The following is a 15,172-nucleotide window of genomic DNA, read 5'->3' on the forward strand; positions in this document are numbered from 1 at the left end:
TGATGCACGTAACAGTAGGTGAATTGATTGGTAACTTTATTTTAATCGCTGGCTCTTTTATCCTTTTGGTCGTCTTAGTCAAAAAATACGCGTGGTCAAACTTGACAAGTATCTTTGAAGAACGAGCTGAAAAGATTGCTGCTGATATTGATGGCGCTGAACAAGCTCGTCAAAAAGCAGAGACTCTTGCTCAAAAGCGCGAAGATGAATTAGCAGGTAGTCGTAGTGAAGCTAAAACTATCATTGAAAATGCTAAAGAGACAGCTGAAAAGAGTAAATCAGATATTTTGGCTGAAGCTAAGCTAGAAGCTGGTCGCTTGAAAGAAAAAGCTAACCAAGAAATTGCGCAAAACAAAGCTGAGGCTTTACAAAGTGTTAAGGGCGAGGTGGCAGATTTGACAGTTAGTCTAGCTGGAAAAATCATCTCACAAAACCTTGACAGTCATGCCCATAAGGAACTCATTGATCAGTATATCGATCAGCTAGGAGAAGCCTAATGGACAAGAAAAAAGCAAAGGTAATTGAAAAATACAGCATGCCTTTTGTCCAATTAGTGATTGAAAAAGGAGAAGAGGACCGGATTTTTTCAGACTTGGATCAAATCAAGCAAGTCGCAGAAGAAACGGGCTTACCTTCTTTCTTAGCTCAGGTAGCAGTTGATGAGTCAGATAAGGAAAAAACAGTTCGTTTCTTTCAAGACTCTGTGTCACCTTTAATGCAAAACTTTATTCAAGTTCTGGTTTACAATCACAGAGCAACCCTTTTTTATGAAGTAATTGCAGATTGTTTGAATCGCCTTGAAAAAGAGACCAATCGTTTTGTAGTCACGATTTCTTCAGCTCATCCTTTAACAGATGAACAGAAGGAACGTCTGCTCCCATTGATAGAGAAAAAAATGTCTCTGAAAGTGCGGAGCGTCAAAGAACAAATTGATGAAGAACTCATTGGTGGTTTTGTCATTTTTGCTAATCACAAGACAATTGATGTGAGTATTAAACAACAACTTCGAGTTGTTAAAGAAAATTTGAAATAGAAAGTGGTGTTCTTTTGGCAATTAACGCACAAGAAATCAGCGCTTTAATTAAGCAACAAATTGAAAATTTCAAACCCAATTTTGATGTGTCTGAAACAGGTGTTGTAACCTATATCGGGGACGGAATTGCGCGTGCTCACGGCCTTGAAAATGCCATGAGTGGAGAGTTGTTGATTTTTGAAAACGGCTCTTATGGGATGGCGCAAAACTTGGAGTCAACAGACGTTGGGATTATCATCCTAGGTGACTTTACAGATATTCGTGAAGGCGATACCATTCGCCGTACAGGTAAAATCATGGAAGTTCCTGTTGGTGAGAGCCTTATTGGACGTGTTGTGGATCCACTTGGTCGTCCAGTTGACGGTCTTGGAGAAATCCATACTGATAAGTCTCGTCCAGTAGAAGCGCCAGCTCCTGGCGTTATGCAACGTAAGTCTGTATCAGAACCATTGCAAACAGGTTTGAAAGCTATTGATGCCCTTGTTCCGATTGGTCGTGGTCAACGTGAGTTGATTATCGGTGACCGTCAGACAGGGAAAACAACGATCGCTATTGATGCTATTTTGAACCAAAAAGGTCAAGATATGATCTGTATCTATGTAGCGATTGGACAAAAAGAGTCAACTGTTCGTACGCAAGTTGAGACACTTCGTCAGTACGGTGCCTTGGACTACACAATCGTTGTGACAGCTTCTGCTTCACAACCTTCTCCATTGCTCTTCCTAGCTCCTTATGCTGGGGTTGCTATGGCAGAAGAGTTTATGTACCAAGGGAAGCATGTTTTGATCGTTTATGATGATCTTTCAAAGCAAGCGGTCGCTTATCGTGAACTTTCCCTCTTGCTTCGTCGTCCACCAGGTCGTGAAGCCTTCCCTGGGGATGTTTTCTACCTTCATAGCCGTTTGCTTGAGCGTTCAGCTAAGGTTTCTGATGATCTTGGTGGTGGTTCAATCACAGCTCTACCATTTATCGAGACACAAGCAGGAGATATCTCTGCTTATATCGCAACCAACGTGATTTCAATCACAGATGGTCAAATCTTCCTTGGCGATGGTCTCTTCAATGCAGGTATTCGTCCAGCCATCGATGCGGGTTCATCAGTATCTCGTGTAGGTGGTTCTGCACAAATCAAAGCTATGAAGAAGGTTGCTGGTACACTTCGTATCGACCTTGCTTCATATCGTGAGTTGGAAGCCTTCACTAAGTTTGGTTCTGATCTGGATGCGGCTACTCAAGCTAAGTTAAATCGTGGACGTCGTACCGTTGAAGTTCTGAAACAACCAGTTCATAAACCATTACCTGTTGAGAAACAAGTAACCATTCTTTATGCTTTGACACATGGTTTCTTGGATACGATTCCTGTAGATGACATTGTTCGTTTTGAGGAAGAGTTTCATGATTTCTTTGATGCACAACATCCAGAGATTTTGGAAACTATTCGTGAAACAAAAGACTTGCCAGAAGAAGCAGTCTTGGATGCTGCGATTACAGAGTTTCTCAAACAATCCAGCTTCCAATAAGAATAGAGGTGTCAGATGGCAGTATCTCTAAATGATATTAAAACAAAAATCGCCTCAACAAAAAATACTAGTCAAATCACTAATGCCATGCAAATGGTATCGGCTGCTAAACTCGGTCGCTCTGAAGAAGCAGCTCGCAACTTCCAAGTTTACGCTCAGAAAGTTCGTAAGCTTTTAACGGATATTCTGCATGGTAACGGATCTGGTGGTTCTACCAATCCGATGCTCATTAGTCGCCCAGTTAAGAAAACAGGCTATATCGTTATCACTTCAGACCGTGGCTTGGTTGGAGGTTATAATGCTTCCATCCTTAAAGCCGTTATGGAGTTGAAAGATGAATACCATCCAGATGGTAAAGGTTTTGAGATCATCTGTATCGGTGGGATGGGAGCTGATTTCTTTAAGGCTCGTGGTATTCAGCCAATCTATGAACTACGTGGCTTGGCAGATCAACCTAGTTTTGATGAAGTTCGTAAAATTATTTCAAAAACGATTGAAATGTATCAAAACGAACTTTTTGATGAATTATACGTCTGCTACAATCATCATGTCAATACTCTCACAAGTCAAATGCGTGTGGAACAAATGTTGCCGATTGTTGACTTAGATCCAAATGAAGCGGATGAAGAGTATAGCTTGACATTTGAGTTGGAAACGAGTCGTGATGAGATTCTAGAGCAGTTGTTACCCCAGTTTGCAGAAAGTATGATATACGGGGCTATCATCGATGCCAAGACAGCTGAGAATGCTGCTGGTATGACAGCCATGCAAACGGCGACTGATAATGCCAAGAAAGTTATCAATGATTTGACAATCCAGTATAACCGTGCCAGACAGGCGGCGATTACACAAGAAATTACAGAAATTGTAGCGGGGGCTAGTGCCTTAGAATAAGGCTTTGCCTCCCTCGTATCAAAATGAACTTAGGACCTAGGTGAACTAGGAACCGACAGTATCTTATATAGAATAGGAGAAGGAGATGAGTTCAGGTAAAATTGCTCAGGTTATTGGACCCGTTGTCGACGTCTTGTTCGCAGCAGGGGAAACACTTCCTGAGATTAATAATGCACTTGTCGTCTACAAAAATGACGAAAGAAAAACAAAAATCGTCCTTGAAGTAGCCTTGGAGTTGGGTGATGGTATGGTTCGTACTATCGCCATGGAATCAACAGATGGTTTGACTCGTGGAATGGAAGTTTTGGACACGGGCCGTCCAATCTCTGTGCCAGTAGGTAAAGAAACTTTGGGACGTGTCTTCAACGTTTTGGGAGATACCATTGACTTGGATGCTCCTTTCGATGAAGACGCTGAGCGTCAGCCAATTCATAAGAAAGCTCCAACTTTTGATGAATTGTCTACCTCATCTGAAATCTTGGAAACAGGGATCAAGGTTATCGACCTTCTTGCCCCTTACCTTAAAGGTGGGAAAGTTGGACTCTTCGGTGGTGCCGGAGTTGGTAAAACTGTCTTGATCCAAGAATTGATTCACAACATTGCCCAAGAACACGGTGGTATTTCAGTATTTACTGGTGTTGGGGAACGTACTCGTGAAGGGAACGACCTTTACTGGGAAATGAAAGAATCAGGCGTTATCGAGAAAACAGCCATGGTATTTGGTCAGATGAATGAACCACCTGGAGCACGTATGCGTGTTGCCCTTACTGGTTTGACAATTGCTGAATACTTCCGTGATGTAGAAGGTCAAGATGTGCTTCTCTTTATCGATAATATCTTCCGTTTCACTCAAGCTGGTTCAGAAGTATCTGCCCTTTTGGGTCGTATGCCTTCAGCCGTTGGTTACCAACCAACACTTGCTACGGAAATGGGTCAATTGCAAGAACGTATCACATCAACCAAGAAGGGATCTGTAACCTCTATCCAGGCTATCTATGTGCCAGCGGATGACTATACTGACCCTGCGCCAGCAACAGCCTTCGCTCACTTGGATTCAACAACAAACTTGGAACGTAAGTTGGTACAGTTGGGTATCTACCCAGCCGTTGATCCACTGGCTTCAAGCTCTCGTGCCTTGGCACCTGAGATTGTTGGTGAGGAGCACTATGCAGTTGCTGCTGAGGTCAAACGTGTCCTTCAACGTTACCATGAATTGCAAGATATCATTGCTATCCTTGGTATGGATGAACTCTCTGATGAAGAAAAGACTTTGGTTGCTCGTGCCCGTCGTATCCAGTTCTTCTTGTCTCAAAACTTTAACGTTGCCGAACAATTTACTGGCCAACCTGGTTCTTATGTACCAGTAGCGGAAACAGTTCGCGGCTTTAAGGAAATCCTTGAAGGAAAACATGACCATCTACCAGAAGATGCCTTCCGTGGTGTCGGTTCAATCGAAGATGTGATTGCAAAAGCTGAGAAAATGGGATTTTAAGAGGTGATCTATGGCTCATTTAACTGTCCAGATCGTGACACCAGATGGCCTCGTCTATGATCACCATGCCAGCTTTGTATCGGTACGAACTCTGGATGGTGAGATGGGGATCTTGCCACGACATGAAAATATGATTGCGGTTTTAGCGGTTGATGAAGTAAAGGTAAAACGAATCGATGACGATACTCATGTGAACTGGATTGCAGTGAACGGAGGAATTATCGAGATTGCCAATGACATCATTACTATTGTAGCAGACTCAGCAGAACGTGCTCGTGATATCGATATTAGCCGTGCCCAACGTGCTAAACTTCGTGCTGAACGTGAGATTGAAGAAGCACAAGATAAACACTTGATTGACCAAGAACGGCGAGCTAAGGTTGCTTTACAACGTGCCATTAACCGTATCAATGTCGGAAATAAACTATAAAATAAAAATGAACTTGCTTAAGCAAGTTCATTTTTATTTTACATTAATGTTTAAATGTGATGCAAACGGCTTCGGGAACTTGGAAATCGTTAGAAAGCTCAGCTAATCGACCAGTTTCGGGATTACGTTTAAAGACGGTTGCATTATCTGAATCTTGGTGAACTGCAATTAGAAATTCTTGGTCAGGAGTAAGATTGAAATCGCGCGGATTTTGTCCGTGGCTGGGCACAATTTCTAATAACTCCAGACTACCATCAGCTAGGATGCTAAATACAGCAATGGAATCATGACCTCGGTTGGATGCATAGAGATATTTACCATCTTTTGAAAGACGAATGGCGGCAGTAGCATTAAATCCCTCATATCCATCTGGCAAAGTCGAAATGACTTGCATGCGTTCAAATTCACCAACACCATCGTAAATCAAGACTTCAATGGTACTGTTGAGTTCACAGATGAGGTAGGCAATCTTATAATGATGATGGAAAACGATGTGGCGAGCACCTGCCCCAGCTTGGCTGTTATAAGTGTAGAGTTTACTTAGTTTTCCTTCTGGGCTAACATCGTAGGTAGTTACTTCATCCGTGCCTAGATCACATGTAACGAGATACTGGTCAGGTGTTAGATCCGTAAAGTGTACATGTGGGGAAGCTTGGTTTTCATGAGGGCCTTGTCCGCTATGCTGATCCAGATCTGTTTGGATGAGGCTACCATCTGTTTGACGTTTATAAACTAGAACTTGACCTTTATGATAGTTGGCCCCATAAACGAGACCACGTTTTTCATCCACTGCCACATAACAATGGGGAGCGCCTTCTTCAACCACATGATTTAGCAAAGCGCCATCTGTCTTGTAAGCAGCGATTCCACCTAAGCCATCCTGGCTCCCTACAGTGTATAAGTGTTGCTGTTGGTCAAAGGCAAGGTAGGTCGGACTTGGTTCAGCAGCAAAGAGTTCAAGATTTGCAAGCTGGCCTGTTTCTGTATTAAAATCAGCTTTGTAAATCCCTTTAGATAAGCGACGAGTGTAAGTTCCAAAATAAACAGTTTCTTTCATGTCCATACCTCTTAATAATGATAAGTTCATTATACCACAAAATGAAATTCTTAACTGACTTTCATCATTTTTTGAAAATTACAGAAAACATCTTAGGGAGATTTATTTAGTTTTTACCTTGCTTTCAAAAATCAAAGTGATATAATAATGATATATTTGATTTAAAGGAGTGTCTTATGAAAAAACGTATTTTTCTAATGGCTGCAGTAGCAGTGTTGTCATCAGCACTACTAGCAGCTTGTTCGTCTGGTGGTAAAAACGCCAACCAACCTGTGACTTATACTTATGTCTTCTCATCGGATCCTGCAACTTTGGACTATACAGTTTCTGGAAATTCCAGTACCAAACAGGTGACTGGGAATGTCATCGATGGTTTGCTTGAGAATGACCAATATGGAAATCTTGTGCCGTCTGTAGCAGAGGACTGGAGTGTTTCTAAAGATGGTTTGACTTACACCTATAAAATCCGGAAAGGGATTAAGTGGTACACTAATGAAGGCGAGGAATATGGTGAAGTAAAGGCTCAGGATTTCGTGACAGGTTTGAAACATGCTGTCGCTAAGAAATCACAAGCCCTCTATCTCGTACAGGATTCAATCAAAGGGTTAGATGATTATATTAACGGGAAAACAAATGATTTTTCTACTGTTGGAATTAAGGCGACAGATGATTATACTCTTGTTTATACGCTTAATAATCCTGAATCTTTCTGGAATTCCAAGACAACGATGGGTGTTTTAGCACCAATCAATGAAGACTTTTTAGCCTCTAAGGGGGATGATTTTGGTAAACCTACTGATGTTACAAGTATTCTATACAATGGTCCTTACCTTCTGAAAGGTCTCACATCGAAATCTTCAATCGAGATGACAAAAAACCAAAACTATTGGGATAAAGGAAATGTCTTTATTGATGATATAAAATTAACCTTCTTTGATGGTCAAGATGCAGACTCTCTTGGTCGTGGTTTTGATGAAGGCCACTACCCAGCAGCTCCCCTCTTTAAGAATTCTGCAAACTATGAGCGATTCAAAGAAAAATACAAAGACAACATTGTGTATGGTCAACAAAGAGGAGGTAGCTACTACATTTCAACTAATATTGACCGTGTAGCCTATAACCATACTTCTAAAACAACGGACGAAGAAAAGACATCTACTAAGAAAGCTTTGTTGAACAAAGATTTCCGCCAAGCCTTGGCTTTTGGAGCAGATCGTAAGGCTGCTGTCTCTCAAGTATTTGGTGATGAAGTTGCCCCTCGTAAATTACGTACTAGCTTTACACCTCCAACGTTTGTTCAAATTGGAGATCAATCTTTTGGTCAAGTAACAAAAGCAGAACTTGACAAGTTGGATACTGCTTGGAGCGATGTTAGCCTAGATGATGCACAAGATTCACTTCATAATGTAGAGAAAGCTAAAACCAAACTTGAAGCGGCTAAGAAAACTCTTCAAGCCGACGGTGTTCAGTTCCCTATTCATTTGGACTTGCCAGTTTCCTCTACTCAAACGGATTTTGTACGTCAAGCTCAATCGTATAAACAATCAATAGAGGAAGCTCTTGGAGTTGAAAATGTAGTGGTTGATATCCAACAAGTTTCTGATGATGAATTGGGAAGTATGACCGTTCTTGCAACCTCAAAAGACAATATCGACTGGGATATCAATCCTAACAGTGGATGGAGCCCAGACTATGCAGATCCATCAACCTATCTTGATGCATTTGATCCAACATCTGGACCAACTCTTCTTGGAGCACTTGGTATTGCACCAGGATCAGATAGTTCAGCCATTAAGGCAGTAGGATTGGATAAATACAAAGAATTACTTGATGATGCTAACAGTGAGAAAACAGATCTCGAAAAACGTTATTCAAAATATGCTAAAGCTCAAGCATGGTTGACAGATAGTGCTCTAGTTATTCCTGTACACTCAGACGGTGCCCAAATGCTTGTTACAAAGAAAGTTCCAGGAACAGGAGCAGATGGTTGGGTCGGTGATAAAACAGGCGAAAACAGTTATAAATATCTGAAGATTCAAGATAAGATTGTGACAAGTAAAGAAATGGAAGAATTTCGCAAGAAATTTGCTGAAGAAAAAGCAAAATCAAACGAAGAATACCAAAAACAACTATCAAGTCATATTAAAGATTAAATAAATCTCCTCAATTGAGGAGATTTTTCTTTTTGTCTATCTATGTAAGCACTTAAAAAAAGAGTTATTTTAGTCTAAAAATGGTATAATGAGAGAATGACAGAAAGGATGTATTTATGGAACATAAAGAGAAACATTTTAGCCTATCTTGGTTCTTCAAGTGGTTTTTAGATAATAAAGCTATTACTGTATTCTTAGTGACCTTGTTACTGGGCTTGAATCTTTTCATTTTAAGTAAGATTAGTTTTATCTTTTTACCGGTTTTGGATTTTCTAGGAGTTGTCATGTTGCCAGTTATTTTATCTGGTTTACTTTATTACCTCCTCAATCCGATTGTTGACTGGATGGAGAAACACAAGATCAATCGTGTACTTGCCATCAGTATTGTATTTGTCATCATTGGACTTTTTATCATTTGGGGTCTGGCAGTCGCAATTCCAAATCTCCAACGCCAAGTCTTAACTTTTGCGAAAAATGTACCGACATACCTCGAAGATGCTGACCGTGTCATCAATGATCTTGTAACCAAACGTTTGCCAGATGATTTTAGACCACAGTTGGAGCAGGTTCTTTCCAATGTTTCTAGTGAAGCTACCCTGTGGGCCAGCAAAATCTCTTCTCAAGCCGTTAACTGGGTCAGCGCCTTTATCAGTAGTGTTTCCCAGGTCATTGTAGCGGTTATTATCGTACCATTCATGCTCTTTTATCTTTTGAGAGATGGGAAAGGCTTGCGAGATTACCTAACTAAATTCATCCCAAACAAGTTAAAAGAACCTGTCGGACAAGTTTTGTCAGATGTTAATAAACAGTTATCAAACTATGTTAGAGGGCAGGTTACTGTTGCTATTATCGTGGCAATTATGTTTATTATCTTCTTTAAGATCATTGGTCTCAGATATGCTGTGACTCTTGGTATTACGGCTGGTATCCTCAATCTAGTACCTTACCTGGGTAGTTTTCTAGCGATGTTGCCTGCTCTGGTTTTGGGCTTAATAGCGGGGCCTGTGATGCTTTTGAAAGTGATTATTGTCTTTATTGTTGAACAAACGATTGAAGGTCGCTTCGTTTCTCCACTTATTTTAGGTAGTCAGCTAAACATCCATCCGATCAATGTCCTCTTTGTTCTCCTAACTTCAGGTTCTATGTTTGGTATTTGGGGAGTCTTGCTGGGAATTCCTGTCTATGCTTCTGCCAAGGTCGTTATCTCAGCTATCTTTAACTGGTATAAAAAAGTCAGCGGTCTGTATGAAGAAGAAGGAGAGGAAATCAAGAGTGAACAATAGTCAACGCATGCTCCAGGCTCTGGATGAACAGGATTTAACCAAAGCAGATCAGTATTTTCACAAAGCACTTGAAACTGATTCGACCGAAGTTCTTTACGAACTAGCAAGCTATCTAGAGGGAATTGGCTTTTATCCTCAAGCAAAAGAAATTTACCAACATATCGTTACAGAATTCCCAGAAGTGAATCTGAATTTAGCAAGCATTGCTAGTGAGGATGGCAATGTTGAGGAAGCCTTTGCTTACCTTGAGGAAATCACACCCGAAAGTGACTGGTACGTATCGGCCTTGGCCTTGAAGGCAGACCTCTATCAGTTGGAAGGATTGACAGATGTTTCGCGTGAAAAGTTACTGGAAGCCCTAAACTACTCAGACGATCCCTTATTAGTTTTTGGTTTGGCTGAGTTGGATAGCGAGTTAGGGAATTATCAGGACGCCATTCAGGGCTATGCTCAGTTAGACAATCGCTCTATCTATGAGCAAACGGGTGTCTCAACCTATCAACGAATTGGTTTCGCTTATGCCCAGTTAGGTAAGTTTGAAGCTGCAACTGAATTCTTAGAAAAAGCTTTAGAATTAGAATACGATGACCAAACTGCCTTTGAACTGGCTAGTCTTTATTTTGACCAAGAAGAGTATCAAAAATCTGTTCTTTACTTTAAGCAGATTGATACCATTTCACCAAATTTTGAAGGATATGAGTATGGCTACAGTCAAGCATTGCACAAGGAACATCAGGTGGAAGAGGCCCTTCGTATCGTTAAAAAAGGACTGGAGAAAAATCCATTTGAGACTCGGCTCTTACTAGCTGCTTCTCAGTTCTCGTACGAATTGCATGATCCTAGTGCTGCAGAGCAGTTTCTCCTTACTGCTAAGGATGATGCAGAGGATACAGAAGAAATTTTCCTTCGCCTTGCAACCATTTATATGGAACAAGAACGGTACGAAGATATTATCGCTCTCCAAAGTCAAGAACCTGAAAATCTCCTTACCAAGTGGATGATTGCCCGTTCTTACCAGGAAATCGAGGATTTAGATAAGGCCTATGAACTCTATCAACAACTATCGTCTGATCTCAAGGAGAATCCTGAATTTCTGGAGCAGTATACTTATCTCCTACGTGAATTGGGATATTTTGAAGAAGCCAAGGTACAAGCTGAAGCTTATTTAAAACTCATTCCAGATGATGTTCAGATGCAAGAGCTCTTAGAAACACTTTAAAAGTTATCTCTCTAAAAGAACGTATCCGTCAATTAGGCAGATACGTTTTTTGAAAAATAGAATTTTTTTACAAAAAGACTTGCTAAATTGTTTATTTATGCTATAATAGGAACAATAATTTTTAGGAGGTGCAGTATGTCTTATATGTTTGAGATATTACCAAGTTTATTGAACGGTGCAAGTATGACACTTCAAGTCTTTGCTCTGGTCTTGATCTTTTCAATTCCTTTAGGTATTGTCGTTGCCTTTGCTTTACAAGTCCGCTGGAAACCCCTCCATTATCTGATTGACCTTTATATTTGGGTGATGCGAGGGACTCCCTTGCTCTTGCAATTAATCTTTATTTACTATGTTCTCCCTAGCATTGGGATACGTTTAGATCGTTTGCCTGCTGCTGTGATTGCTTTTGTATTGAACTATGCAGCCTACTTTGCAGAAATCTTTCGTGGTGGGATTGAAACCATTCCCAAAGGACAGTATGAAGCTGCTAAGGTCTTGAAGTTTAGTCCATTTGACACAGTGCGCTATATTATTTTGCCTCAGGTTACAAAGATTGTCTTACCGAGCGTCTTTAATGAAATCATGAGTTTGGTCAAGGATACTTCTTTGGTTTATGCCCTTGGGATCTCAGATTTGATTTTAGCTAGTCGGACAGCAGCCAATCGAGATGCCAGTCTTGTTCCTATGTTTTTAGCTGGAGCGATTTATTTGATCATGATTGGTCTTGTAACCATTGTAGCGAAAAAACTTGAGAAGAAGTACAGTTATTACAGATAGGAGGATTGCTATGTTAGAATTACGAAACATCAACAAGGCCTTTGGTGGCAAACAAATCTTAACCAATTTCAGCCTATCAATTCCTGAAAAGCAAATCCTCGCAATCGTAGGTCCATCAGGAGGCGGAAAGACAACCCTATTACGTATGCTAGCTGGACTGGAAACCATCGATTCTGGGGAAATCTACTATAACGGCGAATCGCTAGCTATAGACGAACTAGAAAAGCGCAACCTACTAGGATTTGTCTTCCAAGATTTTCAACTCTTTCCGCATTTGTCAGTTCTAGATAACTTAACTCTGTCGCCTATAAAAACAATGAATATGGAGAAGGAAGTTGCTGAGAAGAAGGCGTGTGGTTTGTTAGAACAACTTGGGTTAGCAGGACATGCAGATGCCTTCCCTTTCTCACTTTCAGGTGGGCAAAAACAACGGGTGGCCTTAGCGCGCGCTATGATGATAAACCCAGAAATTATTGGATATGATGAGCCTACATCAGCCTTAGACCCAGAATTGCGATTAGAAGTAGAAAAACTCATCCTTCAAAATAAAGAGCGTGGGATGACTCAGATTGTTGTTACCCACGACCTTCAGTTTGCAGAAAACATTGCTGATCAGATCCTTAAGGTTGATCCAAAGTAGGAGGTGCCTATGAAGAGAAAGAAAATTGCCCTTGTACTTGCTCTGTTCTTTAGCTTCTTCCTGACAGCTTGTACTCAGAAGGCAAGTGATCCAAATCAGGATAATTGGGCCAAATATCAAAAACAGGGTAGCATTACCATTGGCTTTGACAATACCTTTGTTCCCATGGGATTTGAGGAAAAGAATGGCCAGTACGCGGGCTTTGATATTGACCTAGCCCAAGCTGCCTCTGAAAAGCTAGGAATTCAGATTAAATTTCAACCCATCGACTGGGATATGAAAGAAACTGAATTACAAAATGGTACTATTGATGCCATCTGGAATGGCTATACAGCTACAGATGAACGGAAAGAGAAGGTTGCCTTTACCATTCCTTACATGGAAAATCAACAAGTTTTGGTCTCTAAAAAGTCTCAAAATATCTACTCAGTTCAGGATATGACTGACAAAGTTTTAGGGGCCCAGGCTGGATCTTCTGGCTATTTGGATTTTGAAGCCCAGCCAGACTTATTGAAAAATCGTGTCAAAGACCAGAAGGCCAACCAATACCAAAGTTTTAATGAAGCCTTAATTGATTTGAAAAATGATCGGATTGATGCCTTGTTGATTGACCGGGTGTATGCCAATTATTATCTCCAGTCTGAAGGGATATTAAGTGACTACAATATCTTTTCAGCAGGGTTTGAAAGTGAAGCTTTTGCAGTTGGTGTTAGACCTGCTGATAAAACTTTGCTAGCTGCTCTGAATCAAGCCTTTATATCACTATACCAAGAAGGAAAATTCCAGGAAATCAGCCAGAAATGGTTTGGGGAAGATGTAGCAACCAGTCAAGTTAAAAATCAAGAATAAGAAAAAGAGATTGAGTTTTTCCTCAGTCTCTTTTTGTATCGAAAAATCCTCTGGCAAGTACTAGAGGATAAGAGTTTATACTCAATGAAAATCAAAGAGCAAACTAGGAAGCTAGCCGCAGGCTGCTCAAAACACTGTTTTGAGGTTGTAGATAAGACTGACAAAGTCAGGAACATATATCTACGGCAAGGCAACGCTGACGTAGTTTGAAGAGATTTTCGAAGAGTATTATTTCATTGTTGGGAAGAGCAATACATCACGGATAGTGGTTGTATCAGTGAGGAGCATGCAAAGACGGTCGATACCGATACCCAAACCACCTGTTGGTGGCATACCGTATTCAAGAGCCTCGATGTAGTCGTAGTCGATACCTGTTGCTTCATCATCACCAAGTTCTTTGGCTTTTGCTTGGGCTTCAAAACGGCTAAGCTGGTCGATTGGGTCGTTCAACTCAGAATAGGCATTACCGTACTCCTTAGTCATGATAAAGAGCTCAAAACGGTCAGTAAAGCGCTCGTCTTCAGGGTTTTTCTTAGCAAGTGGAGAGACAGCTACTGGATGCCCATAAACGAAGGTTGGTTGGATCAATGTTTCTTCGACAAATTCTTCAAAGAAGGCATTGATGATGTGACCAACTTCAGTGTAGTGTTTCTCAACTGGAACTTTCTTCTCAGCAGCGATAGCTTTGGCTTCTTCCAAAGTCATATCTTGCCAGAAGTCTACACCAGTAATTTCTTTGATAGCATCCACCATGTGAACACGTTTAAATGGTTCATTGATTTTGATTTCAGTACCTTGGTAGTTGACTGGACCATCACCTTTGACAGCCTTTGCAGCATGCTGGATAATACCTTCTGTCAAATCCATAATATCATGGAAATCGGCATAAGCTTGGTAAACCTCAATCATAGTAAATTCAGGATTATGAGTTGCATCCATTCCTTCGTTACGGAAGATACGGCCAATCTCATAGACGCGTTCCATACCACCGACAATTAGACGTTTGAGATGAAGTTCTAGAGCTATCCGAAGCACCATGTCAATATTTTGAGCATTGTGGTGTGTAATAAATGGTTTGGCAGCAGCACCACCGGCCTCGTTGTGAAGTACAGGTGTTTCCACTTCAAGAAAATCATGTCCATCTAGATAACGACGGATTTCAGAGATGATTTTTGAACGAGTGACAAAACGTTCAAAACTTTCACGGTTAGAAATCAAGTCAAGGTAGCGTTTACGGTAAATTGTTTCAACGTCAGTCAAACCGTGGAATTTCTCTGGTAGTGGGCGAAGTGCTTTTGACAAGTGTGTGATGTGAGTTGCCTTGATAGAAAGTTCTCCCATATCTGTACGCATGACCTCACCTTCGACACCGAGGAAGTCACCGAGATCAGCCTTCTTAAAGATTTCATAGTTTTCTTCACCAACAGCATCTTTACGAACGTAGATTTGGATTTGACCTTCTCGGTCTTGAAGATGGGCGAAGCCGACTTTACCTTTACCACGTTTACTAACTAAACGTCCAGCGATAGTAGCAGTTTCGTTTAATTCATGTAATTGTTCTTTATCGAGTTCTGCAAATTTGTCTTTTAGTTCTTGAGAGTTAGCAGTACGTTCAAAACGTTTACCGAAAGGATCAATTCCTTGTTCACGAAGCGCAGCCATTTTTTCACGGCGAACGATCTGCTGGTCATTTAGTTCTTCCATATGTTCTGTAGACATGAAATCCTCCTAATTTTACTCAAAATTTGATACGATGAGTCTTTTTTGCGATACTCCCATTTTATCATAAATAGTCAAGAAATTCACGGATATTCTATAAAAACTA

At 40.8% G+C, this 15,172-nt stretch carries 14 protein-coding genes; 12 read left to right on the forward strand and 2 right to left on the reverse strand.

Annotation, left to right across the window (positions count from 1 at the left end; genetic code table 11):
* Positions 1–2 precede the first annotated feature (2 nt).
* From atpF to PG086_RS04220, 6 genes are all read left to right on the forward strand, one after another.
* A complete protein-coding gene (atpF, locus tag PG086_RS04195; protein WP_000558551.1) occupies positions 3–497 on the forward strand; it encodes a F0F1 ATP synthase subunit B in 495 nt (164 codons plus the stop codon).
* On the forward strand, positions 497–1,033 hold the full coding sequence (locus tag PG086_RS04200; RefSeq protein WP_270747896.1) for a F0F1 ATP synthase subunit delta: 537 nt from the start codon (positions 497–499) through the stop codon (positions 1,031–1,033). Before atpF ends, PG086_RS04200 begins: the two co-directional genes overlap by 1 nt.
* Positions 1,034–1,047: 14 nt before the next feature.
* Entirely contained in the window at positions 1,048–2,553 is a 1,506-nt protein-coding gene (atpA, locus tag PG086_RS04205) for a F0F1 ATP synthase subunit alpha (RefSeq protein WP_270747897.1), read from the forward strand.
* 15 nt (positions 2,554–2,568) lie between these two features.
* On the forward strand, positions 2,569–3,447 hold the full coding sequence (locus PG086_RS04210) for a F0F1 ATP synthase subunit gamma (protein WP_000301227.1): 879 nt from the start codon (positions 2,569–2,571) through the stop codon (positions 3,445–3,447).
* 85 nt (positions 3,448–3,532) lie between these two features.
* The gene (gene atpD / locus PG086_RS04215) at positions 3,533–4,939 is read left to right on the forward strand and encodes a F0F1 ATP synthase subunit beta (RefSeq protein WP_000094373.1); all 1,407 of its coding nucleotides are present in this window, start codon (positions 3,533–3,535) and stop codon (positions 4,937–4,939) included.
* Positions 4,940–4,949: 10 nt separating this feature from the next.
* Positions 4,950–5,369: a F0F1 ATP synthase subunit epsilon gene (locus tag PG086_RS04220; protein ID WP_000940837.1), complete on the forward strand. Its 420-nt coding sequence runs from the start codon at positions 4,950–4,952 to the stop codon at positions 5,367–5,369.
* Positions 5,370–5,412: 43 nt separating this feature from the next.
* Here PG086_RS04220 and PG086_RS04225 read toward each other — a convergent pair whose 3' ends face one another.
* Positions 5,413–6,426: a lactonase family protein gene (locus PG086_RS04225; RefSeq protein WP_270747898.1), complete on the reverse strand. Its 1,014-nt coding sequence runs from the start codon at positions 6,424–6,426 to the stop codon at positions 5,413–5,415.
* Between the two features lie 176 nt (positions 6,427–6,602).
* Between PG086_RS04225 and PG086_RS04230 the strand changes: the two genes are divergently transcribed.
* The 6 genes from PG086_RS04230 (at position 6,603) to PG086_RS04255 (ending at position 13,347) form a co-directional block, all read left to right on the forward strand.
* Positions 6,603–8,579, forward strand: coding sequence for a peptide ABC transporter substrate-binding protein (locus tag PG086_RS04230; protein ID WP_000745940.1), 1,977 nt, complete (start codon positions 6,603–6,605; stop codon positions 8,577–8,579).
* A gap of 116 nt (positions 8,580–8,695) precedes the next feature.
* Positions 8,696–9,862: an AI-2E family transporter gene (locus tag PG086_RS04235; protein ID WP_000400301.1), complete on the forward strand. Its 1,167-nt coding sequence runs from the start codon at positions 8,696–8,698 to the stop codon at positions 9,860–9,862.
* A complete protein-coding gene (locus PG086_RS04240; protein WP_270747899.1) occupies positions 9,852–11,081 on the forward strand; it encodes a tetratricopeptide repeat protein in 1,230 nt (409 codons plus the stop codon). Before PG086_RS04235 ends, PG086_RS04240 begins: the two co-directional genes overlap by 11 nt.
* Before the next feature lie 135 nt (positions 11,082–11,216).
* A complete protein-coding gene (locus tag PG086_RS04245; protein WP_000121156.1) occupies positions 11,217–11,858 on the forward strand; it encodes an amino acid ABC transporter permease in 642 nt (213 codons plus the stop codon).
* A 10-nt stretch (positions 11,859–11,868) separates the two neighbouring features.
* Complete coding sequence (locus PG086_RS04250) at positions 11,869–12,498, forward strand: amino acid ABC transporter ATP-binding protein (protein WP_270747900.1); 630 nt, start codon at positions 11,869–11,871, stop codon at positions 12,496–12,498.
* A gap of 9 nt (positions 12,499–12,507) precedes the next feature.
* Positions 12,508–13,347, forward strand: coding sequence for an amino acid ABC transporter substrate-binding protein (locus PG086_RS04255; protein WP_270747901.1), 840 nt, complete (start codon positions 12,508–12,510; stop codon positions 13,345–13,347).
* A gap of 228 nt (positions 13,348–13,575) precedes the next feature.
* Here the strand turns inward: PG086_RS04255 and lysS are convergent, their stop codons facing one another.
* The gene (gene lysS, locus PG086_RS04260; RefSeq protein WP_084854143.1) at positions 13,576–15,066 is read right to left on the reverse strand and encodes a lysine--tRNA ligase; all 1,491 of its coding nucleotides are present in this window, start codon (positions 15,064–15,066) and stop codon (positions 13,576–13,578) included.
* Positions 15,067–15,172: the final 106 nt, after the last annotated feature.

The sequence above is a fragment of the Streptococcus halitosis genome (genome assembly GCF_027691175.1).
Lineage (GTDB): Bacteria > Bacillota > Bacilli > Lactobacillales > Streptococcaceae > Streptococcus > Streptococcus halitosis_A.